The organism is Micromonospora andamanensis, assembly GCF_016863495.1.
Lineage (GTDB): Bacteria > Actinomycetota > Actinomycetes > Mycobacteriales > Micromonosporaceae > Micromonospora > Micromonospora andamanensis.
This window is the reverse complement of record NZ_BOOZ01000003.1, coordinates 130,153-153,509: the sequence shown is the minus strand read 5'-3', so window position 1 is coordinate 153,509 and position 23,357 is coordinate 130,153. Positions and strand designations below refer to the sequence as shown.

Here is a 23,357-nt window from a genome sequence, read left to right as displayed (position 1 = left end):
ATCAGAGGCTCCAACGCAACTTCCCCCCCTGAAAATCAGGATGAACTTAGAATCCTTAGTTTTCTCAGCGGGTGCCGATGGTGAGGACCGGCTTGGTGACCTCGGCGAAGAAGTCGTTGCCCTTGTCGTCGACGACGATGAAGGCGGGGAAGTCCTCAACCTCGATCTTCCAGACCGCCTCCATGCCCAGCTCGGCGTACTCCAGGACCTCGACCCGCTTGATGCAGTCCTGGGCGAGCCGGGCCGCCGGGCCACCGATCGAGCCGAGGTAGAAGCCGCCGTGCTGCTCGCAGGAGCGGGTCACCTGCGCCGACCGGTTGCCCTTGGCCAGCATCACCATCGAGCCACCGGCGGCCTGGAACTTGGCCACGTAGGCGTCCATCCGGCCGGCGGTGGTCGGGCCGAACGAGCCGGACGCGTAGCCCTCCGGGGTCTTCGCCGGGCCGGCGTAGTAGACCGCGTGATCACGGAGGTACTGCGGCATCGGCTCGCCCGCGTCCAGCCGCTCGGCGATCTTCGCGTGGGCGATGTCCCGGGCCACCACCAGCGGGCCGCTCAGCGACAGCCGGGTCTTCACCGGGTACTTGGACAGCTCGGCGCGGATCTCGTCCATCGGCCGGTTGAGGTCGACGCGGACCACCTCGGTGGTGTCGAGCTGCGCTTCGGTGACGTCCGGCAGGTAGCGGGCCGGGTCGGTTTCGAGTCGCTCCAGCCACACGCCCGACGGGGTGATCTTGGCAACCGCCTGCCGGTCGGCCGAGCAGGACACCGCGATCGCCACCGGGCACGACGCGCCGTGCCGGGGCAGCCGCACAACCCGTACGTCGTGGCAGAAGTAGCGCCCGCCGAACTGCGCGCCGATGCCGAAGTTGCGGGTCAACTCCAGCACCTCGGCCTCCAGCTCCAGGTCACGGAAGCCGTGCGCGGTCATCGAGCCGGCGGTGGGCAGGGCGTCGAGGTACTTCGCGGAGGCGTACTTGGCGGTCTTGAGGGCGTACTCGGCGCTGGTGCCGCCGATCACCACCGCGAGGTGGTACGGCGGGCAGGCGGAGGTGCCGATCAACCGCAGCTTCTCCTCCAGGAACTGCATCATCCGCGTCGGGTTCAGCAGCGCCTTCGTCTCCTGGTAGAGGTACGACTTGTTGGCCGAGCCGCCGCCCTTGGCCATGAAGAGGAACTTGTACGCGTCCGGGTGGCCGTCCGGGTCCTCGGCGTACAGCTCGACCTGGGCGGGGAGGTTGCTGCCGGTGTTGCGTTCCTCCCACATGGTGAGCGGGGCGAGTTGCGAGTAGCGCAGGTTCAACCTGGTGTACGCCTGCCAGACACCGCGTGAGATCGCCTCGGCGTCGGAGCCGTCGGTGAGCACGTGCCGGCCGCGCTTGCCCATCACGATCGCAGTGCCGGTGTCCTGGCACATCGGCAGCACCCCGCCGGCGGCGATGTTGGCGTTGCGCAGCAGGTCCAGGGCGACGAAGCGGTCGTTCGGGGAGGCCGCCGGGTCATCGATGATCGACCGTAGCTGGGCCAGGTGCGCGGGCCGCAGGAAGTGCGCGATGTCGTGCATCGCCTCGGCGGTGAGCGCGGTCAGGGCGGCCGGCTCGACAGTCAGGAACCGGCGACCGCCGGGCCCGTTCACCACGTCGACGCCCTCGTCGGTGACCAGCCGGTACTCGGTCTGGTCCGGACCCGTCGGCAGCAGCGGGGAGTACGCGAAGTCGGCACCGGTCACGACAACGCTCCGCTTCGCTCCGTGCCGCCGTGCGGCACCACCGCACCGGGCTGATGATTCGCTCGCTGCCGCTCGCTCATGACGGCAAAGCCTAGGGCAGAAGGTTCGGTCCGTCCCACCCACCGGGGGGCACGATCATTTACCCGGGTCAGGGGCGGCACACAGCTCGTTCTTCGGACCGCAGCTGTCCTGGGGCTGCGGCACCGCACCGCTGCCGGCGGGCCCCGGGTTCGCCTCGTCGGCGTCGCGCGGGGTACCACCGGCAGTCGCGCCGAAGCGGACGTACCCGATCTCCCGCCCCTCCCCGATCACCATGCCGGCGGGTCCGACGGCCAGGGCGTTCGCCGAGGTACGCAGCACAGCCAGTTCCCGCCCGGTACGCGGATCGAGCGCGACCAGCCGGTTGGGTTTCTCGTCGGCGACGATCGCCGCGTACGGGGTGAGGGCGGCGCCCGCCTTCTTGCCGGCCGGCCGGTTCCACCTCGTGCGCTCGGCACCGAGTTCACGGGCCGAGACGGCAGCACCGTCGGCGGAGCGGACCAGCGCGTACCTGTCGTCCACCGCGAGCACCCGTTCGGCGTTGGCGGTGACCAGCAGCAGCCGCCCGTCGTACCCGTCGAGGACCGCCTCCCGACCGTCCGGCGAGACGCCGAGCACCACGTTGCGGGCACCGTACGGGTCTTCCCGCTGCACGCAACCTGCGCTGTCGGCGGTGCGGAGGTTGAGCCCCGTCTGCTGCCACGCCTCCTGACCGGTGGCCGAGTCCCGACCTGAGATGGCGTAGTAGCAGCTGCCGTCCTGCGAACGGGCGGTGATGCGCAGCAGCCGCCCGCCGATCACGGCGAGCCGCTCCTCCCGGCCGGGCTCGACGTTCTGGAGCACCCGGCCGGTGGCGGTGTCCACCACGTGCACCCGGCCGTCGACGGGGAAGCCGAGCAGCGGCGGTACCGCCTCCGGGCCGGCCACCTCGCCGTCGATCCGGGTGCTGCTGAGTCGCCGGGTGTCGAGCAGATTCGGGTTGTCGGCGAGCAGACCGGTGCTCACCCCGGGCAGGAAGGCGGTCCACAGCGGCGTGGTGCCGCGCGGGTCCCAGGCACTCAGGGTGCAGTCGGTGGCCTCCACGCAGCGCGCGTCCAGCAGCAGGTTGCGGTAGGTCCAGACGGCCACCGCGTCGTCGTCGCGGCGGCGGGTCACTCCGGTGGTGGGGTCGAGCACCTCGTACCCCTTGACCAGCAGCTTGCCCACGACGACCACGGCTTCCGGCCCGGCCCCGGTGACCGCGCTCCAGTCCGCCTTGCGCTCCCAGAGCTGGGTGCCGGCGGCCAGGCTGCGGGCCTCGACCCGGGTGCGCTGCTCGATCACGACGCTCTCCCCGGCGATGGTGACGCTGCGCGGGGTGCCGCCGATGCGCTGCTGCCAGACCACGTCCGGCTGGGAGATCGGCTGGGGCCGGTTGACCCAGTCCCACATGGTGGGGAACGGGTTCCAGACTCCGGTAGCGGCCAGCACCACCACCGTGATCAGGCCGAGCAGGAGCCAGCTTCGTACGCCGAGGCCGCTCCCCTTCGCCACCGGAACACGGTAGCCATCCGCGCCGAGCCCCGCCCGCACCGCCCCGCGTGTCGCGCCGGGAAGATCGCATCGGCAGCACCACCGGCCACCACGGAAGCGTGGTTGACTCAGCGGTCAGCGGACACCGTCGGAGCCGGCGCGGCCGGAGCGGGATCGACCGGCAGGACCGGGGGACGCCGGCTGCCAGGAGTGAGGACCGGCCACAGAATCAGTGTCGCGACGATCGATGCGGCCCCGGCACCGGCCATCACCACACCCGGGGTGAGCACCTCGCTCAGCGCGCCGGCCCCGGCGGCGGCAAGCCCCTGCGCCGCCATCATGCCGGTGCTGACCAGGCCGAATGCCTGCCCCCGACGCGCCTCGGGGACCGCGTCGAGGAAGCGCCGGGCCAGCCCCAGCTGGTAGGCGAAGCCCGCGGTGGCCACCGCGAACAGCGCCGCCGCGGGCAGCAGCTCCGGCCGGGCCAGGAACGCCAGCATGGGTACGCCCAGCAGCAGCGCTAGCCACGGCGTCAAGCGTTCCCGTCGGGCCGGTGCGACGAACCGCCCCACCAGCAGGTCACCGACGAGCATGCCGCCCGCACCGGCCATCAGCAGGACACCGGCGTTGGCCCCCGGGCCCAGGTCGGCCGCGTACGGCACGGCCACTCCCTCGGCACCGACAAGCAGCGATCCGGGCAGCCACTGGGCGAACAGCAGCCCTCGGATCCGGCGGTCGGCCAGCAGGTGCCGGTTCACCCGCAGGGTCTCCCGGAACGCGCCGACCCTCGGGCCGCTCCCCGCCCGTCCAGCGCGTGCCGGGCGGTGGGTGAGCCCGAACCGCACAAGCAACGCGGAGAGGCCGCAGGTGGCGGCGGTCAGCCAGAGCGCGCCGTACGGCCCGACCAGGCTGAGCAGCAGGCCACCGACGGCGAACCCGGCCACCTGCGTGCCGCCGGCGGCGACGGTGAGCAGCGAACGACCCAGCACGTACGTGTCACCGTGCAGCATTTCGGGCAGCAACGCGGTACGCGATGCGCTACTCACCGGCCCGAAGAGAGCCACCACGGCGACCAGGCCGAGCACCGCCGACGGGGAGAGCACACCGGTCGCGAGCACCACCACCACGGCGAGCCGCACCAGGTCGTAGCCGACGATCAGGGTGCGGGCCGGCCAGCGGTCGGCCAGCGCCAGCAGAAACAGCCCGCCCAGCGCGTGCGGCAGGAATCCGGTGACGTACGCGAGGGCGGCCAGCAGACCGGAGCCGGTGCGCTCGTAGACGAGGACCGAGAGGGCGAGCATCTTCACCGTCTCACCGATCATGAAGATCCCGTAGCTGGCGAAGATCACCCGGAACTCGGCGACGGCGAAGACGTCCCGGAAAGTGGCCTGCCGGTCGGCCACCTTCGGCGGGTTCATGCTTGTGTTGTCCACGCCGATCAGCCTGGTGGCGCACATCGGACCGCTCTATCCTTTCGCTGGAGAGCGAAAGGTCGAGCGATGCGGATCGAGGTCACTCCGGCGGACGTGGCGGCCAGCCGGTACGCCATCTCACCGTTGGGCGAGGCGGTCTGGGCGCTACGCGTCCACACCGGTCAGCACGCTGTACCGGGGCTGGCCCCCTGGGTGGCCCGTACCCGATCGGTGTTCGAGCGGCTGCGTCGGGACCAGCCGGCGGTGGGCGCGCTGATGGCGCTGCTGCGCCGGGGCGGCTACAACGCCGACTTCATCCAGCCGCCGCCCGACGGCATCGGTCGCAGCTTCGCCGAGGAGCTGGCAGTGGTCCGGGCCACGCCGCTCGGGCAGGCCCGTGACGAACTGTCCCGCAACCTCGTTGGACTGCGCACCCCACCGGCGTACGCCCGCCGGATCTACGACTCACCGGACGTCGTCGACAGGTTGGCCGACGCGATCGAGGCGTCCTGGGCCACCCTGGTGCAGCCGGACTGGCCGCGGCTGCGGGCGGTGCTGGAACGGGACCTGGTGCATCGCGCGGGCCGCCTGCTCGCGTACGGCTGGGGGGCCGCCGTGGCGGACCTGGACCCGAGGCTGCGCTGGGTCTCCGGCGGCGGCCTCGGCGCGATCGAGGTGGCCGACCGCGACCCCCGCAGCTACTCCCTCGGCGGCCAGGGGCTGCTCTTCATCCCCACGGTCTTCGGCATGATGATCAATTACGTCGAGCCGCCGTGGCCGTTCGCGATCGTCTACCGGGCCTCCGGGGTGGCCGAACTGCTCGGGCCGCCCGACCCGGGTCGCCCCGAGGACGCGCTGGACCGGCTGGTCGGGCGGTCCCGCGCGGCGGTGCTGCGGGCGCTCGCCCTGCCCGCCACGACCAGCCAGCTCGTCGTGCAGCTCGGGATGAGCCTGGGCGGCGTCGGCGACCACCTGTCCGTGCTGCGCGACGCGGGCCTGATCACCCGGGTCCGGTCCGGCCGGTCCGTGCGCTACCGCCGCACCCCGCTCGGCGACGCGCTCGCGGAGAACTGACGAGCATCACCGCACCGCCGAGCGCAGCAGCGGCAGGACGCGGTAGGGGATCTGCTCGGCGAGCGCGATGATCGTGGAGGCGCGGGTGATTCCCTCGTACGCCACGATCTGGTCGATCACCCGCTGCAGGTCGGTGTTCGAGCGGGCCACGATCCGACAGAGCAGATCTCCCGAGCCGGTGATGGTGTGTGCCTCCAGCACCTCGGGAATCGCCGCCAGGTGGCGGGTGACCGGGTCGTGCCCGTGCCGCTGGCTGATCTCCAGGGTGACGAAGCTGGTCACCGTGAAGCCGAGCGCCGCCGGGCCGAGATCCGGCCCGAACCCGGCGATGACCCCCCGCCCGACAAGCTTGTCGAGCCGCGCCTGGACGGTCCCCCGGGCCACGTGGAGCCGGCGCGAGCACTCCAGCACGCCGATCCGGGGTTCCTCGGCGAGCAGCTCGATGAGTCGCACATCCAGCTCGTCGAGCTGGGCAATCTGATCAGTGTTCATGCGTGAACACCATACCGTTTGTGCAACCTGACCAGCGTAGGCGGAGAGGGTTGCCCAGTGCGCCGGGTCACCGCGATGCTCGGCACAGCAGCACACGATCCCGTCGGCCCACCAGGCCGGGCGGTACGCGAGGGAGGCCACCATGACCCAGGCGATCGATCGACCCCAGTCGACCGAGGAGGTGGACGTCGACGCCCTCGTCGGCGCCGTCGACCACGACACCAGCAAGGACCCGTTCCCGGTCAAGGGCCTCGACCACGTGCGTTTCCTGGTGGGCAACGCCAAGCAGGCCGCGCACTACTACTCCACCGCCTTCGGCATGACCTGTGTGGCGTACCGGGGGCCGGAGCAGGGCTACCGCGACCACGCCGAGTACGTGCTGACCAGCGGTTCGGCCCGGTTCGTGCTCACCGGCGCGGTACGCCCCGACGCGGAGGGGGCCGAGCACGTCACCCGGCACAGCGACGGGGTCAGCGACATCGCGCTTGAGGTGCCCGACGTCGACGCCGCGTACGCGCACGCCACCGCGCAGGGCGCGACCGGTCTGGTGGAGCCGCACGACGTGACCGACGAGCACGGCACCGTACGGCTGGCCGCCATCGCCACCTACGGCGACACCCGGCACACGCTCGTGGACCGGTCCCGCTACCAGGGCCCGTTCCTGCCCGGCTTCGCCACCCGCGGCCCGATCGTGGACCGGCAGCCGATGATCGACGCCGGGATCCAGCCGAAGCGCTTCTTCCAGGCGGTCGACCACGTGGTCGGCAACGTCGAGCTGGGCCGGATGGACGAGTGGGTCGAGTTCTACCGCCGGGTCATGGGCTTCACCAACATGGCCGAATTCATCGGTGACGACATCGCCACCGACTACTCGGCGCTGATGAGCAAGGTCGTCGCGAACGGCACCCGCAAGGTGAAGTTCCCGCTCAACGAGCCGGCCATCGCCAAGAAGAAGTCGCAGATCGACGAGTACCTGGAGTTCTACCAGGGCCCGGGTGCCCAGCACATCGCCGTGGCCACTAACGACATCCTGGCCAGCGTCGACGCGATGCGGGCGGCCGGCGTCGACTTCCTCGAAACCCCGGACTCGTACTACGACGACCCGGAGCTGCGGGCCCGCATCGGTGAGGTGCGCGTACCGATCGAGGAGCTCAAGTCCCGCAAGATCCTGGTCGACCGGGACGAGGACGGCTACCTGCTGCAGATCTTCACCAAGCCGGTGCAGGACCGTCCGACCGTCTTCTTCGAGCTGATCGAGCGGCACGGCTCGCTCGGCTTCGGCAAGGGCAACTTCAAGGCCCTCTTCGAGGCGATCGAGCGTGAGCAGGAAAAGCGCGGCAACCTGTAACACTGTCGAGCGTGACCCAGCCCTCACCCCACCCCACGTCACCGGCCGGTGGCGGCTCACCGATCGGTGGGCCGCCGCCCGCCGCCGGTGACGCCCCGCCGCCCACCGGCATCCCGCCGCAGTACGCCCCACCCCCAGCAGGTCGAACCGGCTCGCCACCCCCGCCGGGCGTCCCCGGTGGCCCGCCGCCCGGCTGGCCGCCGGCTCAGCCGCCGCCGGGCTGGTCCCCAGGCCATCCGCCCCCGGGCTGGTCCCCAGGCCATCCGCCCCCGGGCTGGTCCCCAGGTCATCCGCCCCTGGGCTGGTCCCCAGGTCAGTCGCCACCGCAGTGGGCTGCCGGGCCGCCACCGCCGGTGCTGGGGCCCGGTGGGCAGCCGCTGGCCAGCTTCGGTGACCGGCTGCTGGCCTACCTGATCGACACCGCCGTCGTCGTCGTTGCCCTGCTTGTGGTGTTCGGGCCGCTTTTCGTGATCTTCATGGCCCGGATCCTGGCCGTGAATCCGGAGACCGACCCGGACGGCACCGTGGCGGAACCCGGGTTGTTCCTCGTGGAGATCCTGCTGCCGATGCTGCTGATCCAGGCCGCGTCCATCGTGATCATGTTCGGCATCTACTGGCTGTACCACGTCGAGTACCTCAAGCGGACCGGCCAGACTCTGGGCAAGAAGGTGATGGGCCTCCAGGTGGTTCCGCTCGATCCGACAGGCACCCTCGACCGACGGATGGCGGGAAAGCGATACCTCGTGGAGTTCGTGGGCGGGTCGCTGGTGCCCGGTGGCAGTTACGTCGACGGCCTCTGGCAGTTGTGGGACAAGCCCTGGCAGCAGTGCCTCCACGACAAGTTCGCCGGGACCGTCGTCGTTAAGGTGTCGAGGTGAACGAGCGCAGCGAGGCCGTGACGTGAGCGTGGCACCCGGTTGGTACGTCGACCCCGCCGACCCGGAAACCCGCAGGTACTGGGACGGCGAGGGCTGGATCGGCGCGCCCATCCCGGTGGACGTCACGCCGCCCGAGGGCCCACCCCCGCCCGAGCCCGAGCCGGCACCGGAGCCCACCTCCCCGGCGTCCGCCTCGGCACCGCCCGCGGCCGAGCTGCCGTCCGGCGGCACCCCGCCGGCCACCTGGCCGCAAGGCCCGCCGACAGGGCAGCCGGGCGGTGGAACGCCACCGGGTTGGCCGCCCGGCGGTCAGGAGCCTGCGGGCGCGCCGCCGGCCTGGCCGGCAGGTGACACACCGCAGGGGCCGCCGCCCGGCTGGCCGTACCCGACCTGGCCCGGGCGTCCGCCGGCACCCCGACCGCACGGGATGCCGCTCGCCTCGTTCGGTGCCCGGCTGGGCGCCCGGCTTATCGACTTCGGCATCGTCTTCGTACTCAACGCCCTGGTCAACGGCTGGTTCGTCTGGCGCTACCTCCAGGAACTCTCCGCACCACTCGACGAGTTCTGGCGTCGGGTGCAGGACCAGGACCGCACCACCGACCCGTTGCCCGCCGCCGGTGATCAGGCCGGTGCGCTCGTGGTGACGATCCTGCTCATCGCCACCTCGCTCTGGCTGGCGTACGAGGTGCCGTCGATGGCGGCCAGCGGGCAGACCTTCGGCAAGCGGCTGTTGCGCGTCCGGGCGGTGCCTGTCGAGGCGGACGCGCCACTCGGCTTCGGCCGGGCGCTGCGCCGCTGGAACACTCTCGGCCTGCCCACGCTGCTCTGGTACTGCTGCGGCCTCGGCCTGCTGCTCCAGTTGATCGACGCGCTCTCACCGCTCTTCGACCATCCGCTACGGCAGGCGCTGCACGACAAGCGGGCGCAGACCGTTGTGGTTCGGCTTCCGCGTACCCCCGACGACCCCGCCAACCCCCCGGGAGAGACCAGATGACCGACGGACGACACCAGGCGGCGGTACGGCTGACCCGCGCCGACCTGGACGCGCTGCCCAACTACGTGCCCGGACGCAGCCCGGCCGACCTGGCCCGTGAGCTGGGCCTGCCCGAAGCCATCAAGCTGGCCAGCAACGAGGTGCCGTACGGCCCGCTGCCCGGTGTGGTGGAGGCGGTCGCCGAGGCCGTCGCCGGAGTGCACCGCTACCCGGACATGGGCGTCGTGGCGCTCCGCCAGGCGCTCGCCGAGCGGTACGGGGTGGACGCCGACCGGGTGGCGACCGGCTGCGGCTCGGTGGCCCTGGCCGAGCACCTGGTCCGCGCCACCTGCCTGCCCGGCGACGAACTCGTCTACTCGTGGCGCTCGTTCGAGGCGTACCCGATCATCGCGGCGACAAGCGGCGCGACGAGCGTGCAGGTGCCAAACGACGCCGGGCACGGGCACGACCTGGCGGCGATGGTCGCGGCGGTGACCGACCGCACCCGGATGATCCTGGTCTGCAACCCCAACAACCCGACAGGCACCGCCGTACGCCGGGCCGAGCTGGACCGATTCCTCGACGCCGTACCTGACGACGTGCTTGTGGTGATCGACGAGGCGTACCGGGAGTTCGTCACCGACCCGGAGGTGCCGGACGGGCTGACCTACGTCAACCGGCCGAACGTGGCGGTGCTGCGCACCCTGTCCAAGGCGTGGGGGCTGGCCGGCCTGCGGATCGGCTTCCTGGTCGCGCAGCCGCAGGTGGCGGCGGCGGTCCGCAAGGTCGTCACGCCGTTCTCCACGAGCATGGCCGCCCAGGCGGGCGCATTGGCCGCGCTCGCCCAGGCGGACGAGATGCGTAGGCGGTGCGCGTTGGTGGTGGCCGAACGCGAACGAGTCAGCGAGGCCGTGAGCAAGCTCGTCCCCGGCGTACCGGCCAGCCAGTCGAACTTCGTCTGGCTGCCGCTGGGCGACAGGTCGGTGGCGTTCGGCAAGGCGTGCGAGTCGCGGGGTGTCATCGTCCGTCCGTTCCCCGGTGACGGGGTGCGGGTCACCATCGGCACGCCGGCCGAGAACGACGCCTTCCTGGCAGCGGCCGAGAAAGCACTGGGCTGATCCAGGGCGTACCGGGCCGGTCCGCCATCCCCGAGCGGACCGGCCCGGCCCTTCAGGTCGCGGCGACGATCAGCGCTTCGGGGGTGAGGTAGTACCGCTGGTCGTCAGCGTCGGGATCGACAGGCCGGCGCAGCCGCTCCACCACCACGAACCCGTCGGCCGCGTACGCGTCACCAGGTGCCCATCCGATGCCGTCGGAGCCGATGTCGAGGACGAACCCGGACAGTCGTTCACCTGTGGTCGGGTCCAGCGTGACGAGCTCGTTCGCCTCGGTCAGCACGTGCACCCGACCGGGCTGGACGGCGATCACCCGACCGGGACCGACCTCGGCCCGCCAGCGCTCCGCACCACCGGGCGCGGCCCGGCCGACGAGCACCCCGTCGACCACGCTCACCGCCGTCCCGTCGACAAGTTCGGTGGCCGAACCGTCCAGAACCGGCGCCTGGACCGGCTCTGCCGAGCCGAGCAGCCAGCCCTGCGCGGACGCGTCCCCGGGGCCGGCGGTCCGCAGCGCGGCACAGCCGACGCCGTCGGGCTCGCAGCCGAGCAGCGTCGCCGTCAGCTCGCCACCGGCATCCGGCGGTCGCCACCTGGCCGTCACCACACCGGTCGCGGCGTCCCGGAACTCGACCACCGCCGGTCCGTCGCAGTCGTCAACGGTCAGCAGCCGGCCACCGGAGCCGCTGCCCACCGGCTCGCGGCAACCGGAACCCACAGCCGCCCGCCACAGTTGCCCGCCGTCCGCCAGGTCGACAGCGGAGACCTCACCGTCGCCGGAGCTGACGACCACGTGGCGGCCGTCGGCGGTCCGGCTCACCGCGAGCCCGCCCGGCCGCCAGACGACAGCTGTGCCGGTACGCCGAGTTGCCCGCTCCGCCGCCGGCTCCGGCCCGTCCGCCCGCCAGGCGACCCGACCGGTACGCGCGTCGAGCGCCACGAGCTGCCCGTCCGACCACCGGCTCACCACAGTCGTGCCGCTCGTCACCACCGCGTCCAGGCTCGCCGGCCAACGCCGGAAGGACCAGTACGGGGTGCGTCGGCTGCGACCGTCGACCGGCTGGTCGGCGTAGACCTGCCGAGGCGCGGCGTACACCCGCAGCCGGCCGTCGACGATCAGCGGAGCGACAGGCAGGCGACCGGTCACCCCGGGAGCCGCAACGCTCCGCGCCGGGTAGTCGCCCCGCGCGGGGGTGCTCACCTCGGCCGGTGCCAGGACCCGGTACGCGATGACCCCGGCAGTCGCGGCGACACCCACCGCCGCCACCGCCGCCACGATCCGCCGACCTGCCCACCCCATGCCGCACCTCCGCACGGCACCCTACCCAGCGGGCGCGCCCTCGCCCCCGAGCCGCCCGCCGACCGGGGCATGGGCCGGGAGGCACGGCGGGGTGGGTGCCGGGTCAGGCGACTTCGGCGCGCCGGGCACCGGCTGCGGCGGCCAGCGCGGCGAGGTCCTGCCGCAACACCTGCTCGGCCGCTCGCACGGCCAGGCCACCGAGCAGCAACGCGAGAGCTCGTCCGGTCGTTGCGGCCGGCTGGGCCCGCACCGTCACCGTCACCGAGGTGTGGCGACGCCCGCGACGACGGGCGTCCCGGAGCGTCCAGGCGATCCGGTAGTCGACGCCGTCACCTGGTGAGCCGAGGACCAGCCGCCGGGGCGGCTCGGCGGCCAGCACGACGAACTCCTCGGAAACCGTGCCACCGCCCGGTCGGGTCCGGGTCTCACGCCAGGACGTACCCGGGCCGAACTCGCCGGGCGTCAGCAGGTGCACCGGCCGACCACCAGACCCGGGCCGGGTCAGGTCGGTGAGCACCCGCCAGCAGTCGGCCGCCGGCACCGCGACCAGACCGTGGACCGCAACAGTCGACATGCCACCTCCCGTGGCACCGACGGTACGCGGCGTGAGCGTGGCTCGGGGTCCCCGATCGGAGAACCAACCCGCCGGAGACCCCCTGCGGGCGTCAGCCGACGAAGCGGCCGGCCCGGATCGCGTCGACGAATGCGGTCCAGCCCGGCGGGCTCACCACAAGCACCGGTCCGGCCTGGTCCTTCGAGTCGCGTATGCCCACCACACCGTGGACACCTGCGAGGTTGTCGGCCACCTCGACGCAGAGGCCCTGGTCGTTGGAGCGGCTGCTGGTGCGCCAGACCGCGTCCACGAGATCGTGCATCGTCGTCATCTCCCTCAGTTTCGACGTTCCGCCAGCCGAGCCCGGGCCGACCGGAAACGGGGGGCACCGGTCGACCCGGCGCGGCATGGCGACGGAATTCCGAGGCGATAAACGAAGACGGTGACGGTCTTTGATCGCACCCGCTGTGCGATCAAGGACAGCTGTCGGGTTCAGGTCAGTTCGCTGGCAGGACGGTGCCCGTGACCTCCCCCAACGTGAGGGTGGTGCCGTCCGGACCGGGTGCGGTGGCGGTGATCGTCACCGTGTCACCGTCGGCGAGGAAGGTACGTTCGCTCCCGCCCACGGTGACCGGCTCGGTGCCGCCCCAGCTGAGTTCCAGGAACGAGCCGACCTGGTCCCGCCGGGGGCCGGAGACCGTGCCGGAGGCGTAGAGGTCGCCGGTGCGCAGCGAGGCACCGTTGACGGTGAGGTGCGCCAACTGCTGGGCCGGGGTCCAGTACATGCCGGCGAAGGGCGGCTCACTCACCGGCTCCCCGTTCCAGGTCACCTTCAGCCGCAGGTCCAGCCCCAGGTGCGGTTCGCACCGCAGATAGTCCGTCACCGGCGGATCCTGCTCCGGGCCGGCGACGAACGCGTGCCGCAGTGCGTCAAGCGGAGTGACCCAGGCAGCCACCGAGGTGGCGAACGACTTGCCCAGGAACGGCCCGAGCGGCTGGTACTCCCAGGCCTGGATGTCCCGCGCCGACCAGTCGTTGACAAGCACGACACCGAAGACGTGGTCGGCGAAGTCGGCGGCGGCCACCCGGCGGCCGAGCGGGCTCGGTACGCCGACCACGAACCCGACCTCGGCCTCGATGTCCAGCCGCGCCGACGGGCCGAATGTCGGCCCCTCGGAGCCGGGCCGCTGCCCCTGTGGTCGGACCACCGGGGTGCCGGAGACCACCACCGTGCCGGCCCGACCGTGATAGCCGATCGGCAGGTGTTTCCAGTTCGGCAGCAGCGGTGGCTGGCCGGGACGGAAGATCAGGCCGACGTTCGACGCGTGGTGTTCCGAAGAGTAGAAGTCGACGTAGTCGGCGACCTCGAAGGGCAGCTCCATTCGCACCTGTGCCAGCGGCACGAGCAGCGGCTCCACCGCCGCCCGATGCGCCGGGTCGGTGAGCAGCTCGGTGATCCGATCCCGTACGGCTGTCCACTGCGGACGGCCCAGCGCAAGGAACGAGTTGAGCGTCGGCCGACGCAGCGCACCGCCCGCCAGCACCAGCTCGGCGGCCTCCGCGCCGGCCAGGTCCAGGATCAAATCGCCGACCCGTACACCGATGCGCGGCTCGGCGTCGCCCACCCGGAACACCCCGTACGGCAGGTGGTGCACCCCGTACCCGGAATCCGCCGCACCCGGCACCCAGCTCACTGGCTGACTCTCGCTCATGACTCGACGCCTCCGTTCACCAGCCCGAGCCGGATCAGATCGGTTAGTGGTTCCACGATGCTGCACGACCCGAACCCCACCCACAGCGGGCGCGCCGAGTCGTGCCGACCGTCGACCGCCTGCACCAGCGGCCGCTCGTCGCGGACGGTGAGCAGCTCGGCGACGGCGGCGACTGTCGCCCCGTCGGCGGCGGCGAGGGTCGCGGCGAGCACGTTGCCGAATCCGTGGTGGGTGAAGCCGGTCTCCGGGTCCACCTGCCGGACCGCGTGGTGCAGCCCGGCGGTCAGCTTGAACGGCAGCTCCCGGTCCCGGCAGGCGCAGATCACCGCGGCCAGTTCGGCAGGTGTGGGGAACAGTTCGGCGGCCAGCCCACCGGTGCGGAACTTGGCGGCGACAGGCACGCCGCCGGCACGTGCGTCGGCGAGGGTGTCCAGCGCGGCCATCAGCCCGAAGGTGAGCGGGATCTCCGCGTAGACGGGGACGCCGTCCAGCCGCTCGGCGAGCTTCATCAGCTCGGCAAGCCCAGGTTGCGAATCCTCGCCCCGGCGGGCGACAGGCGCCTCGATCTGCCGGGCGGTCACCCCGAGCGGTGGCAGGAACGACAGCGCGAAGGGAAGCCTGTCCAGTCCGGTGTCACCGATCAGCCCGATCGCGACGTTCTCCGCCGGGTCGACAAGGCCGCTCAGCGCACCCGAGGTGATCGTCGAGGCGGGCAGCAGCAACGGGCCGACCAGGTCCGCGTACCACGCGGTGCGGTGCCGCCGGTGGGCGCCGACGGCGTCCGGCAGCGGCGCGCTGCCCGGCGGGAAGACCGCAGCGTCGTCGACCAGGCCAGCGACAAGAGTGGGCAGCTGCGTTGACACGAGACAAGAATGTACGGGACGCTTCAAGAAGCGGACAACAGCGTCCGATTATCGGACGCACGGCGGACCGGGAGGCGAGATGCCGTACTACCGCAGCGTCGGCGAGCTGCCACGCAAGCGCCACACCCGGTTCCGGCAGCCGGACGGCAGCCTCTACACCGAGGAGCTGATGGGCCAGGAGGGCTTCTCGTCCGACTCCTCCCTGCTCTACCACAGGTACGCCCCGACCGCGATCATCGCCGCCGAGGAGTTCACCCCGCCGGCCGTGACCCGGGTGCCCAACCTGCCGCTCAAGCCCCGTCACCTGCGTACGCACAAGCTCGACGGGACCGGCGCGGACCCGATTCTCGGCCGGCGTTACCTGCTCGCGAACGACGACGTGCGGATCGCCTACGTGCTGGCCGACCGCCCCTCCCCACTGTTTCGCGACGCCACCGGCGACCAGTGCCTCTACGTCGAGGCGGGCACCCTGCGGGTCGAATCGACGTTCGGCGTGCTCGACGCGGTACCCGGCGACTACGTGATCATCCCGACCTCGACGGTGCACCGGCTGGTACCCACCGGGGACACCCCGACCCGACTGCTCGCCGTGGAGGCGTCCGGACACATCGGCCCGCCCAAGCGCTACCTCTCCGTACGCGGACAGTTCCTGGAACACTCGCCGTACTGCGAGCGCGACGTCCGGGGGCCGGACACCCCGTTGCTCGTCGACGGCACCGACGTCGAGGTGCTGGTCCGCCACCGGCGCGGATGGACCCGCCACGTCTACGCCAACCACCCGTTCGACGTGGTCGGGTGGGACGGGCACCTCTACCCGTGGGCGTTCTCCATCCACGACTTCGAGCCGATCACCGGTCGGATCCACCAGCCCCCACCTGTGCACCAGACCTTCGCCGGCCCGAACTTCGTGATCTGCTCGTTCGTCCCCCGCAAGGTCGACTACCACCCGGACGCCATTCCGGTGCCCTACCACCATCACAACGTCGACTCCGACGAGATGCTCTTCTACACCGGGGGCAACTACGAGGCGCGCCGTGGCTCCGGCATCGAGCAGGGCTCCATCTCACTGCACCCGTCCGGCTTCACGCACGGACCGCAGCCAGGCGCGGCGGAACGCTCCATCGGCGTGGACTTCTTCGACGAACTGGCGGTCATGGTCGACACCTTCCGCCCGCTCGACCTCTGCGACGCGGCGGCCGAGTGCGAAGACGACGCGTACGCCTGGACCTGGGCCCGCCGCCCCTGAGGTCGGGCCGTGGCGCGACCGTGCGGAGCCCGGGTGTCGTCGGTCAGGCGACCGGCCTGCCGACGATCGCCAGCCGGGCGGCGGTGGCGATCGCGATGGCCAGGACCAGCGGCCACGGGCTGCCGGTCAGGGCGTAGAGCAGGATCAGCACCGGCGCGGCGGCGGCAGCGTAGACGGCCAGAGCGAGCGGACGGTCGGTACGCCGCAGCACGGGCAGCACGGTCCGGGTCAGTCCAGGTAGCTGGGACGCGGGCTGCCGGAGCACGATGCCACCGCCCACAGCCGCCACCACGGCCAGCAGCCGGGAGAACCCGGAGCCGGTCGCTGTGGAACAGGCGACAAGTGTGGCGGCAACCACCGACCAACCGGCTCCCCACAGCACGAACTGCCGGAGCGCCGCCGGCACCGGCTGGCGTGCGACGACCGGCCCGGTACCCATCTGGTCCGGCCCGACCGGCCAGGCTCCGCCACGGCCCCGTTCCGGGTCTCCGGCGCGGTCGGGCCCCGGCCCGCCGGTAGGTACGTCGCCGCCCTGGGCCGGCCAGCTCGGGCGTTCCTCCGGCCCGGCGGCAGGGCTCGTGTCACCGTCAGCCGAACGCCCCGCCTCGTCCGGGTCACGCCCGGGCCGGTCCGGCTCGTCACCGACCTCGTCCGGACGGCTCGACTCGTCGCGCACCTCGTCGGCGCGGCGCGGATCCGTCGGGGGCAGGCTCGCCACCGCCGCTTCGGCAAGCCGCTCCAGCGCGCTGCTCCACCGCCGCTGCTCCAGCCGCAGCACCCCGACGTCCTCGCCCGCCTCCGCGAGTCGCGGGTCCAGCCGCAGCGCCTCCCGGTAGGCCCGCTCCGCCAGGTCGTACATCCGCATGTTGGCCGCGACCAGGCCCAGCACCAGGTGGCCCTGCGGCTCCTCGGGGGCCAGCTCCACCCCGCGCCAGGCCGCGTTCAACGCCGGCTGGCCGTTGCGGGAGCCGGCCAGGATCGCCGCCGCGCTGCGCTGGGCGTACGCGTCCGCCGGCCCCAGGGCCAGGATCTCGTCGGCGGTGCGGGCGGCTTCGGCGTACCGTTCGAGGTCGCCGAGGGCCAGCCCACGAGCGACAAGCGGGGGCAACTGCCCCGGTGCGGCGGACACCGCCGTCTCGGCGGCGGCGAGCGCCTCGGCCGGTCGGCCGGCGGCCAGCTGCACCCGGGCCAGCATTGTCGACACCGTGGCGTCGGCCGGGTCGAGGGCCAGGGCGAAGCCCAGCTCGGCCACGGCCTCGTCGTAACGGCCCAGCTCGGCGAGGAGCGTGGCGCGTTCGAGGTAGCCGTCGGCGGCGGGCGGGTCGGTGGGGACGTCGGGGGACATCGCGGCGAGCCTAGGCGCTCGGCTGCTCGTACACCAGGGCGACGGCGATCCCGGCGAGCCCCTCGCCGCGCCCGGTGAAGCCCAGGCCGTCGGTGGTGGCGGCGGAGACGGTGACAGGTGCGCCGACGGCCTCCGACAGCACCCGCTGCGCCTCGTCCCGCCGTGGGCCGATCTTCGGCCGGTTCCCCACCACCTGCACCGACACGTTGCCGATGGCGAAACCGGCGGAGCGTACCCGGCGGGCCGACTCGGTGAGCAGAACCACCCCACTCGCTCCGGCCCATTCGGGCTGACCCACCCCGAAGTTGGCCCCGAGATCACCCAGACCGGCGGCGGAGAGCAGCGCGTTGCAGGCGGCATGGGCGGCCACGTCCGCGTCCGAGTGCCCGGCCAGGCCGTCCTGATCCGGCCAGTGCAGGCCGGCGACCCAGCACGGCCGACCAACCTCGAAGGCGTGCACGTCGGTCCCGATGGCCACCCGAGGAACGATCATGATTCGAGGGTACGGGCTTACCTGGCGATCGCCAGCAGATGCTCGGCCAGCGCCAGATCGAACGGCCTCGTGATCTTCAGGGCGTGCTCAGAACCGGGCACGCAGTGCACCGGGACGCCGTACTTCTCCACCAGCCCGGCGTCGTCGGTGAGGGCGTCGGCGGCAGCGGCGTGCGCGGCGGTCAGCACCGCCCGGCGGAATCCCTGGGGGGTCTGCACGGCACGCAACGCGGCCCGGTCGACGGTGCCGAGCACCATCTCGTCCGCGTCGACCTCCTTGATCGTGTCGACGACCGGCAGCACCGGGATCACCGCGTCGTAGCCCGCCCGGACCGCAGCCGCCACCGACTCCACGAGTGCGGGCGGGGTGAGCGCGCGGGCCGCGTCGTGCACCAGGATGATCTCGGGGTCGGCGGGCACCGCAGCGAGCGCGGCTGCCACCGAGGCCTGCCGTTCCGCGCCACCGGGCACCACGGTCACCGGTGCGATCGGCGCGAGCAGCGCACGTACGGCGGTGATCTCCGCGACCGGAGCGGCTACCACGATGCTGTGCACCGAGGCGGCTGCGGCCAACCGACGGACCGCGTGCACCAGCAGCGGTTCACCGGCCAGCAGCCGCAGCGCCTTCGGACGGCCGGGCCCGAGGCGTACGCCAGCACCGGCCGCAGGCACGAGGACCGCGACGTCACCGCGCGGATTGAGCTGCGCGGTCACGTCGCGGTCCTCGACGGTTTGTTCACTACGAATCGGGTACGACGATGCTGCGAGGACTAGGCCTCGGTCAGCACCTTGTCGAGCAGCGTCTCCGCTTCGTCCTTGGTGCTCTTCTCGGCCAGCGCCACCTCGCCGACCAGGATGTCACGGGCCTTGGCGAGCATGCGCTTCTCGCCCGCGGACAGACCCCGCTCCCGCTCGCGACGCCACAGGTCGCGGACGACCTCGGCCACCTTCAGCGGGTTGCCGGAGGCCAGCTTCTCCAGATTCGCCTTGTAACGCCGCGACCAGTTGGTCGGCTCCTCGGTGTGCGGAGCCCGGAGAACGTCGAAGACCTTGCCGAGGCCCTCTTCGCCCACCACCTCGCGCACACCCACGATCTCGGCGTTCTCGGCCGGCACCCGGACCGTCAGGTCACCCTGCGCGACCCTCAGGACGAGGTACTGCTTGGGCTCGCCCTTGATGACCCGAGTCTCGATTGCCTCGATGAGTGCGGCCCCGTGGTGGGGGTAAACAACGGTCTCGCCGACACTGAAAACCATAGGTTCGAAACCCCTTTCGCTGTGTCTAGGGTAACACGCTCAGGCACCGATGTCTCACCGCTGTCCTGACCGTTGGCGCAGCTCAGGGGCCCTGTGAGAGGTATTTCTTCGGCTTGACAGACCATCCAGACGATGATTCGAACACGCTCAGTAACCTGGGGATGACCCCCCGGACATCACCGTCGTGGACGTGGAGATCCGGGAGAGCAAGCGCCGAGGCCCTGCAACACACCGCGCTGGAGATCAAGGGCTACGCACCCGTTCCATGGTATCCCGCCGCAGCTCGACGCGGGCAGCGGTAGCGGTACCCGGCCCGGTGCGGGACGCTTGAACAGTGCCGCGTCCGCGCACCTGTGAGGTTCCAGGGGGTCGTAATGGGCAAGGCTGACGCCGACGGTCCCGGGCTGCCCGACCTGCCGCCGGAGTGGGGTCGGGTGGTCATTCCGGACGACATCGCGGCCCTGGCGGACGAGGCCGAGCAGATTCGTCGCGAGCTGCGGCGGGCAGCGGCGGGCAGCCGTCGCTGGCGGCCGCCCACCGGCCCGGTGATCGTGCTGATCGTCGCGGTTCTCACCACCATCGCCGGCCTGGCCGCCGTCACCTGGCTCCGGGCCGGCCGGACCGGACCGAGCGCCAGCACGCCCGAACCGACGCCGGCACAGCTGGTCGGCCGTCCCCTGCCCGCGCTGGACCTGGTCGACGCCGGGCAGTCGCCGGTGCCGCTACGCGGGCTGCTCCCGGTCGTGGTGCTGCTGGTGGACGGCTGCACCTGCTTGGAGCAGGTCGCCGAGGCGGCGAGGACGGCACCGCCCGGGGTGACTGTGGTGACCGTGGCCGACACCCGGCCACGGGCGGCACCAGCCGGGGCCCCGGTTCGAGCCCTCGCCGACCCCGCCGGCGGACTGCGCGCCTTTCTGCACGTGCCGGCCAGCCCGGACGGCGTGACCGCCCTGCTCGCCGACCGAACAGGCCGGATCACGCTGATGGTGCCCGAGGTGGCCTCGATCAGCGATCACCAAGCCGAACTCGCCCGGCTGGCCGGCTGACCCACGGCAACCGCCGGCAGCCACTCAGCGCAGAGCGATCAACCGAGCCTCGACCTGGATCGAATCCGAGCCGGCGGGCGAGAACGACAATCGCGCCGGAGCGCCGGTACCTGTGACCTCCACCAGGATCAGACCACCGTCGCAGTCCACTGTCATCGGGGCCGCTGACCGCGCACCCCGCACGGCGACAAGCAACTCCCCCGGACCGGTACAGCTCAGGCGCAACAGGTGTCGCTCACCGGAGCCCATCTGGGTCTGCCGGACGACTGTCCCACCGGAGCTGAGCCTCGCCCGTTCGGTCCACACCAGCTCGGCTCCGCTGGCGCGGCTCCAACCCGACCGGGTGGCGTCGGCAGGCCCCCGGGACTCGCCACCCACCCCCGCCACCGCGCCGGTGCGCGCGTCGACGAGCACGGAGGCCGCGGCACCGGGAAACTCCCGCACGATCTCGCCGGTGACCTGATCCTCGCGCCAGTACGTGGCGGCCGACGCCCCGCCCGGCGTGACACCGCCGCCGGGGGTTTCCGGTGCCTGCACCCGCCACCACCAGCCACCGAGGGTCAGCGCCGCCACTGCGACGGCGGCCAGAAGGGCCCCGCGTAGCCGATGAATGGCATCGACGTCCATGTTTTGAAGAGTAGCCCCGCCGGGCAGGTCAGGCGTGGCGTTCCAGCAGGGCTGCGTAGAGCGTCAGGCCGGGACCGAAGGCCAGCATCACCACCCGACGCGGTGCCGGTGCCGACCGGAACAAACGGTCGAGGATCAGCAGCACCGTCGGCGAAGAACAGTTCCCGTGCTCGCTCAGCGTCTCCCGGGACGCCGCCATGGCGGCGGGTGACAGCTCCAACTCACGTTCCACCACGTTGAGGATGCGAGGGCCGCCCGGGTGCACGGCCCAGCCATCCACCTCCGACCGGCGGGTGCCGTGCCGGGCCAGCACCTCGTCGACCAGACCCCGGACGTGCGTCGACAGCACCTGCGGCACCTTCGGCGACAGCCCCATCCGGAAGCCGGTGTCAGTGACCTCCCAGGTCATGTGGTCGGCAGTGGAGGTGTCAGTCACCGAGGCGACCTCACGCACGGCGTACCCCCGACCACCGGGCACGACCACGGCGGCGACCGCGGCGTCGGAGAAGAGCGCGTGGGAGACGATCTGCTGGGTGTCCATCCGAGCCGTGGTGGGTTGCAGGTGCAGGCTGGTCAACTCGGCGCAGAGCAGCAGCGCGGGACGCCCCCGCGCGGTGACGAAGTCACTCACCGCACCCAACCCCGGCAGGGCCGCGTAGCAGCCCATGTGACCGACGAACATCCGCTGGGTCGTCGGGGCCATGCCCAGGTCCCGGGCGAGCAGGATGTCCAGCCCCGGGGTGGCGTACCCGGTGCAGGAGCACACCACGAAGAGGCCGACGTCACGGGCGTCCAGCCCGGCGGCGGTAAGTGCCCGGCCGACCGCCTCCTTGCCCAGCGGCAGCGCCTCGACCTGGTAGCGGAGCATCCGGCGCTCGGTCGGCCAGTCGGAGACGTCCTCGAGTAGCGGGTTGACCGCCGCCTGCCGCCGGGTCACCCCCGAGTGCGCGAAGATCCGCTCGGCCAGCGCGCGGGTGGAGCCGGAGAAGTGCTGGGAGAAGAACTTCTCCCACAACTCCTGCTGGTCAGCCGAGGGCGGATGGGCCGTGCCCAGGCCCGCGATCACCGGTACGGACACGGTCCCACCTTCCTCTCGCAAGCTCACATCTGACGCTCATCAGCCCGGCACTCGTTCGCGAGCGGAGCCGTTGAGCTCCTTCCTCACGCTCACCAACGAGGAGTCGATCCGTCACGGTCCGGGTCACCGCCGAGTGTGGCGATGCCGAGCCAGTCGGCGCAGACGTCGGAGGTGGCCGGGTGCAGCGACCCGCAGCGGGCGTCGCGGTACAGGCGTTCCAGCGGATGACCCCGTCGGGTGGCGGAGGTGCCGGCCGCCTCCAGCATGGACGCTGCCACCTCCGCCGCTGTAGTGCCGGCCAGCAGCTTCGCCCGCCACACCCACCTGTTTGTCTCCTCGTCGCCGGGTGCCTCGTCCACCCGTCGGGCGGCCTCGGCGACCACCAGCTCGGCCGCCGCCACCGCGGCGTCGGCGCGGCCCAGCCGGGCGCGTACCGCCGGCAGCCCGGCGAGGTTCCGGGCGTTCAGGTGTTCCGCGGCGGCGTCGACGGCCGCCCGGGCCACCCCCACGTAGACGGCCGCGTAACTGGCCACCAGCCAGTGCGGCATGAGCTGGGCCACCACCAGGGCCAACCCTTCGACCCCGCCGAGCAGCCGATCTGCCTCGACTGTCACGTCGAGGTGCAGGTCGTGCGAGGCGGTGGCGCGCATGCCGAGGGCGTCCCAGGTCGGCTCGACGGTGAGGCCCTCGCCGGCCGGCACCAGGAACTGCGAGACCACCGACGGATCGGCGGCGCTGCGGGCGGCCACCAGGTAGCCGTCGGCGTGACCGGCACCGGAGCAGAAGGTCTTGCTGCCCTTGATCCGCCAGCCTCCGTCGACCGGCTCATAGGCCGTGGCGAGCTGGGACAGCCGGGCGCCCGCGCCCCGCTCGCTCATCGCGACCGCGTACCACGCCCCGTCGGCCGCCGCCCGCAACAGTCGGTCGCGGGCGGCCAGCGCCTCCGCCGGTACGCCGAGCGCCTCGGCCAGTTCCTCGGTCACCGCGCCGAGCGCCCCGGTGACCGAGGCGTGCATGTTGAACACCAGCGCGGTGGCGCCGTTGCCCCGGGCCAGCTCGGTGGCGACGGCCGCGTACTCCGCGAAGGTGGCACCGGCACCGCCCAGTTCGGCGGGGACCATCAGCCCGAACAGTCCCGCCTCACGCAGGTCGGCGAAGTCGTCGACGGGGAACGAGCCGTCCCGGTCGTGCGTGGCGGCCCGCGCCGCCAGTCGGGGCGCCAGCCGCCGAGCCACCGCCGCTCCACTGCGCTCGGTCATGGACGGAA

General features: G+C 72.2%; 22 protein-coding genes and 1 pseudogene. 7 read left to right on the top strand and 16 right to left on the bottom strand.

Features of this window, described 5'->3' with window-relative positions; translation table 11 throughout:
- Positions 1–64: 64 nt before the first annotated feature.
- The 3 genes from Van01_RS03195 to Van01_RS03185 all read right to left on the bottom strand — a co-directional run bounded on the left by Van01_RS03195 (position 65) and on the right by Van01_RS03185 (position 4,698).
- On the bottom strand, positions 65–1,729 hold the full coding sequence (locus tag Van01_RS03195) for a fumarate hydratase (protein WP_203999414.1): 1,665 nt from the start codon (positions 1,727–1,729) through the stop codon (positions 65–67).
- Between the two features lie 135 nt (positions 1,730–1,864).
- Positions 1,865–3,301, bottom strand: a complete 1,437-nt coding sequence (locus tag Van01_RS03190; protein ID WP_203999412.1) for an outer membrane protein assembly factor BamB family protein — start codon at positions 3,299–3,301, stop codon at positions 1,865–1,867.
- A gap of 107 nt (positions 3,302–3,408) precedes the next feature.
- Positions 3,409–4,698, bottom strand: coding sequence for an MFS transporter (locus Van01_RS03185; protein ID WP_204000538.1), 1,290 nt, complete (start codon positions 4,696–4,698; stop codon positions 3,409–3,411).
- A gap of 81 nt (positions 4,699–4,779) precedes the next feature.
- Here Van01_RS03185 and Van01_RS03180 point away from each other — a divergent pair, with 81 nt between their 5' ends.
- Positions 4,780–5,766, top strand: coding sequence for an ArsR/SmtB family transcription factor (locus Van01_RS03180; RefSeq protein ID WP_203999409.1), 987 nt, complete (start codon positions 4,780–4,782; stop codon positions 5,764–5,766).
- A gap of 6 nt (positions 5,767–5,772) precedes the next feature.
- On the opposite strand, the gene Van01_RS03175 is transcribed toward Van01_RS03180, so the two are convergent.
- Positions 5,773–6,258, bottom strand: coding sequence for an Lrp/AsnC family transcriptional regulator (locus Van01_RS03175; RefSeq protein ID WP_203999407.1), 486 nt, complete (start codon positions 6,256–6,258; stop codon positions 5,773–5,775).
- A gap of 142 nt (positions 6,259–6,400) precedes the next feature.
- Here Van01_RS03175 and hppD point away from each other — a divergent pair, with 142 nt between their 5' ends.
- The 4 genes from hppD (at position 6,401) to hisC (ending at position 10,575) form a co-directional block, all read left to right on the top strand.
- A complete protein-coding gene (gene hppD / locus Van01_RS03170) occupies positions 6,401–7,606 on the top strand; it encodes a 4-hydroxyphenylpyruvate dioxygenase (RefSeq protein ID WP_203999404.1) in 1,206 nt (401 codons plus the stop codon).
- A 353-nt stretch (positions 7,607–7,959) separates the two neighbouring features.
- The gene (locus tag Van01_RS03165) at positions 7,960–8,484 is read left to right on the top strand and encodes an RDD family protein (RefSeq protein WP_239098846.1); all 525 of its coding nucleotides are present in this window, start codon (positions 7,960–7,962) and stop codon (positions 8,482–8,484) included.
- Positions 8,485–8,506: 22 nt separating this feature from the next.
- Positions 8,507–9,478: an RDD family protein gene (locus Van01_RS03160; protein WP_203999400.1), complete on the top strand. Its 972-nt coding sequence runs from the start codon at positions 8,507–8,509 to the stop codon at positions 9,476–9,478.
- Positions 9,475–10,575, top strand: a complete 1,101-nt coding sequence (gene hisC / locus Van01_RS03155) for a histidinol-phosphate transaminase (protein WP_203999397.1) — start codon at positions 9,475–9,477, stop codon at positions 10,573–10,575. Before Van01_RS03160 ends, hisC begins: the two co-directional genes overlap by 4 nt.
- Positions 10,576–10,627: 52 nt before the next feature.
- On the opposite strand, the gene Van01_RS03150 is transcribed toward hisC, so the two are convergent.
- The 5 genes from Van01_RS03150 to Van01_RS03130 form a co-directional block, all read right to left on the bottom strand.
- Entirely contained in the window at positions 10,628–11,872 is a 1,245-nt protein-coding gene (locus Van01_RS03150; RefSeq protein WP_203999393.1) for an outer membrane protein assembly factor BamB family protein, read from the bottom strand.
- A 103-nt stretch (positions 11,873–11,975) separates the two neighbouring features.
- Entirely contained in the window at positions 11,976–12,446 is a 471-nt protein-coding gene (locus Van01_RS03145) for an SRPBCC family protein (RefSeq protein WP_203999390.1), read from the bottom strand.
- A gap of 91 nt (positions 12,447–12,537) precedes the next feature.
- Complete coding sequence (locus Van01_RS03140; protein ID WP_099852772.1) at positions 12,538–12,747, bottom strand: DUF397 domain-containing protein; 210 nt, start codon at positions 12,745–12,747, stop codon at positions 12,538–12,540.
- Between the two features lie 175 nt (positions 12,748–12,922).
- The gene (fahA, locus tag Van01_RS03135) at positions 12,923–14,119 is read right to left on the bottom strand and encodes a fumarylacetoacetase (RefSeq protein WP_204000533.1); all 1,197 of its coding nucleotides are present in this window, start codon (positions 14,117–14,119) and stop codon (positions 12,923–12,925) included.
- Positions 14,120–14,133: 14 nt separating this feature from the next.
- Positions 14,134–15,000 carry a hypothetical protein gene (locus tag Van01_RS03130; RefSeq protein WP_203999367.1) on the bottom strand — a complete coding sequence of 289 codons (867 nt, stop codon included), beginning with the start codon at positions 14,998–15,000 and terminating at the stop codon, positions 14,134–14,136.
- A 79-nt stretch (positions 15,001–15,079) separates the two neighbouring features.
- Here Van01_RS03130 and Van01_RS03125 point away from each other — a divergent pair, with 79 nt between their 5' ends.
- Entirely contained in the window at positions 15,080–16,246 is a 1,167-nt protein-coding gene (locus Van01_RS03125; protein ID WP_203999363.1) for a homogentisate 1,2-dioxygenase, read from the top strand.
- A 670-nt stretch (positions 16,247–16,916) separates the two neighbouring features.
- On the opposite strand, the pseudogene Van01_RS32825 reads toward Van01_RS03125, so the two are convergent.
- From Van01_RS32825 to Van01_RS03105, 4 genes and pseudogenes are all read right to left on the bottom strand, one after another.
- Positions 16,917–17,591: pseudogene (locus Van01_RS32825) on the bottom strand (tetratricopeptide repeat protein); the annotation flags it as partial.
- A 10-nt stretch (positions 17,592–17,601) separates the two neighbouring features.
- Positions 17,602–18,087, bottom strand: coding sequence for a 2-C-methyl-D-erythritol 2,4-cyclodiphosphate synthase (ispF, locus tag Van01_RS03115; RefSeq protein WP_204000530.1), 486 nt, complete (start codon positions 18,085–18,087; stop codon positions 17,602–17,604).
- 14 nt (positions 18,088–18,101) lie between these two features.
- Positions 18,102–18,797 carry a 2-C-methyl-D-erythritol 4-phosphate cytidylyltransferase gene (ispD, locus tag Van01_RS03110; protein WP_203999357.1) on the bottom strand — a complete coding sequence of 232 codons (696 nt, stop codon included), beginning with the start codon at positions 18,795–18,797 and terminating at the stop codon, positions 18,102–18,104.
- A 56-nt stretch (positions 18,798–18,853) separates the two neighbouring features.
- Complete coding sequence (locus Van01_RS03105; RefSeq protein WP_007073334.1) at positions 18,854–19,339, bottom strand: CarD family transcriptional regulator; 486 nt, start codon at positions 19,337–19,339, stop codon at positions 18,854–18,856.
- Between the two features lie 374 nt (positions 19,340–19,713).
- On the opposite strand from Van01_RS03105, the gene Van01_RS03100 reads away from it, so the two are divergent.
- Positions 19,714–20,385: a hypothetical protein gene (locus tag Van01_RS03100; RefSeq protein ID WP_203999354.1), complete on the top strand. Its 672-nt coding sequence runs from the start codon at positions 19,714–19,716 to the stop codon at positions 20,383–20,385.
- Between the two features lie 24 nt (positions 20,386–20,409).
- On the opposite strand, the gene Van01_RS03095 is transcribed toward Van01_RS03100, so the two are convergent.
- From Van01_RS03095 to Van01_RS03085, 3 genes are all read right to left on the bottom strand, one after another.
- Positions 20,410–21,012 carry a hypothetical protein gene (locus Van01_RS03095; RefSeq protein ID WP_203999351.1) on the bottom strand — a complete coding sequence of 201 codons (603 nt, stop codon included), beginning with the start codon at positions 21,010–21,012 and terminating at the stop codon, positions 20,410–20,412.
- Between the two features lie 28 nt (positions 21,013–21,040).
- Positions 21,041–22,090 carry a type III polyketide synthase gene (locus Van01_RS03090; RefSeq protein WP_203999348.1) on the bottom strand — a complete coding sequence of 350 codons (1,050 nt, stop codon included), beginning with the start codon at positions 22,088–22,090 and terminating at the stop codon, positions 21,041–21,043.
- 89 nt (positions 22,091–22,179) lie between these two features.
- Entirely contained in the window at positions 22,180–23,349 is a 1,170-nt protein-coding gene (locus Van01_RS03085) for an acyl-CoA dehydrogenase family protein (protein WP_203999345.1), read from the bottom strand.
- Between the last annotated feature and the right edge of the window lie 8 nt (positions 23,350–23,357).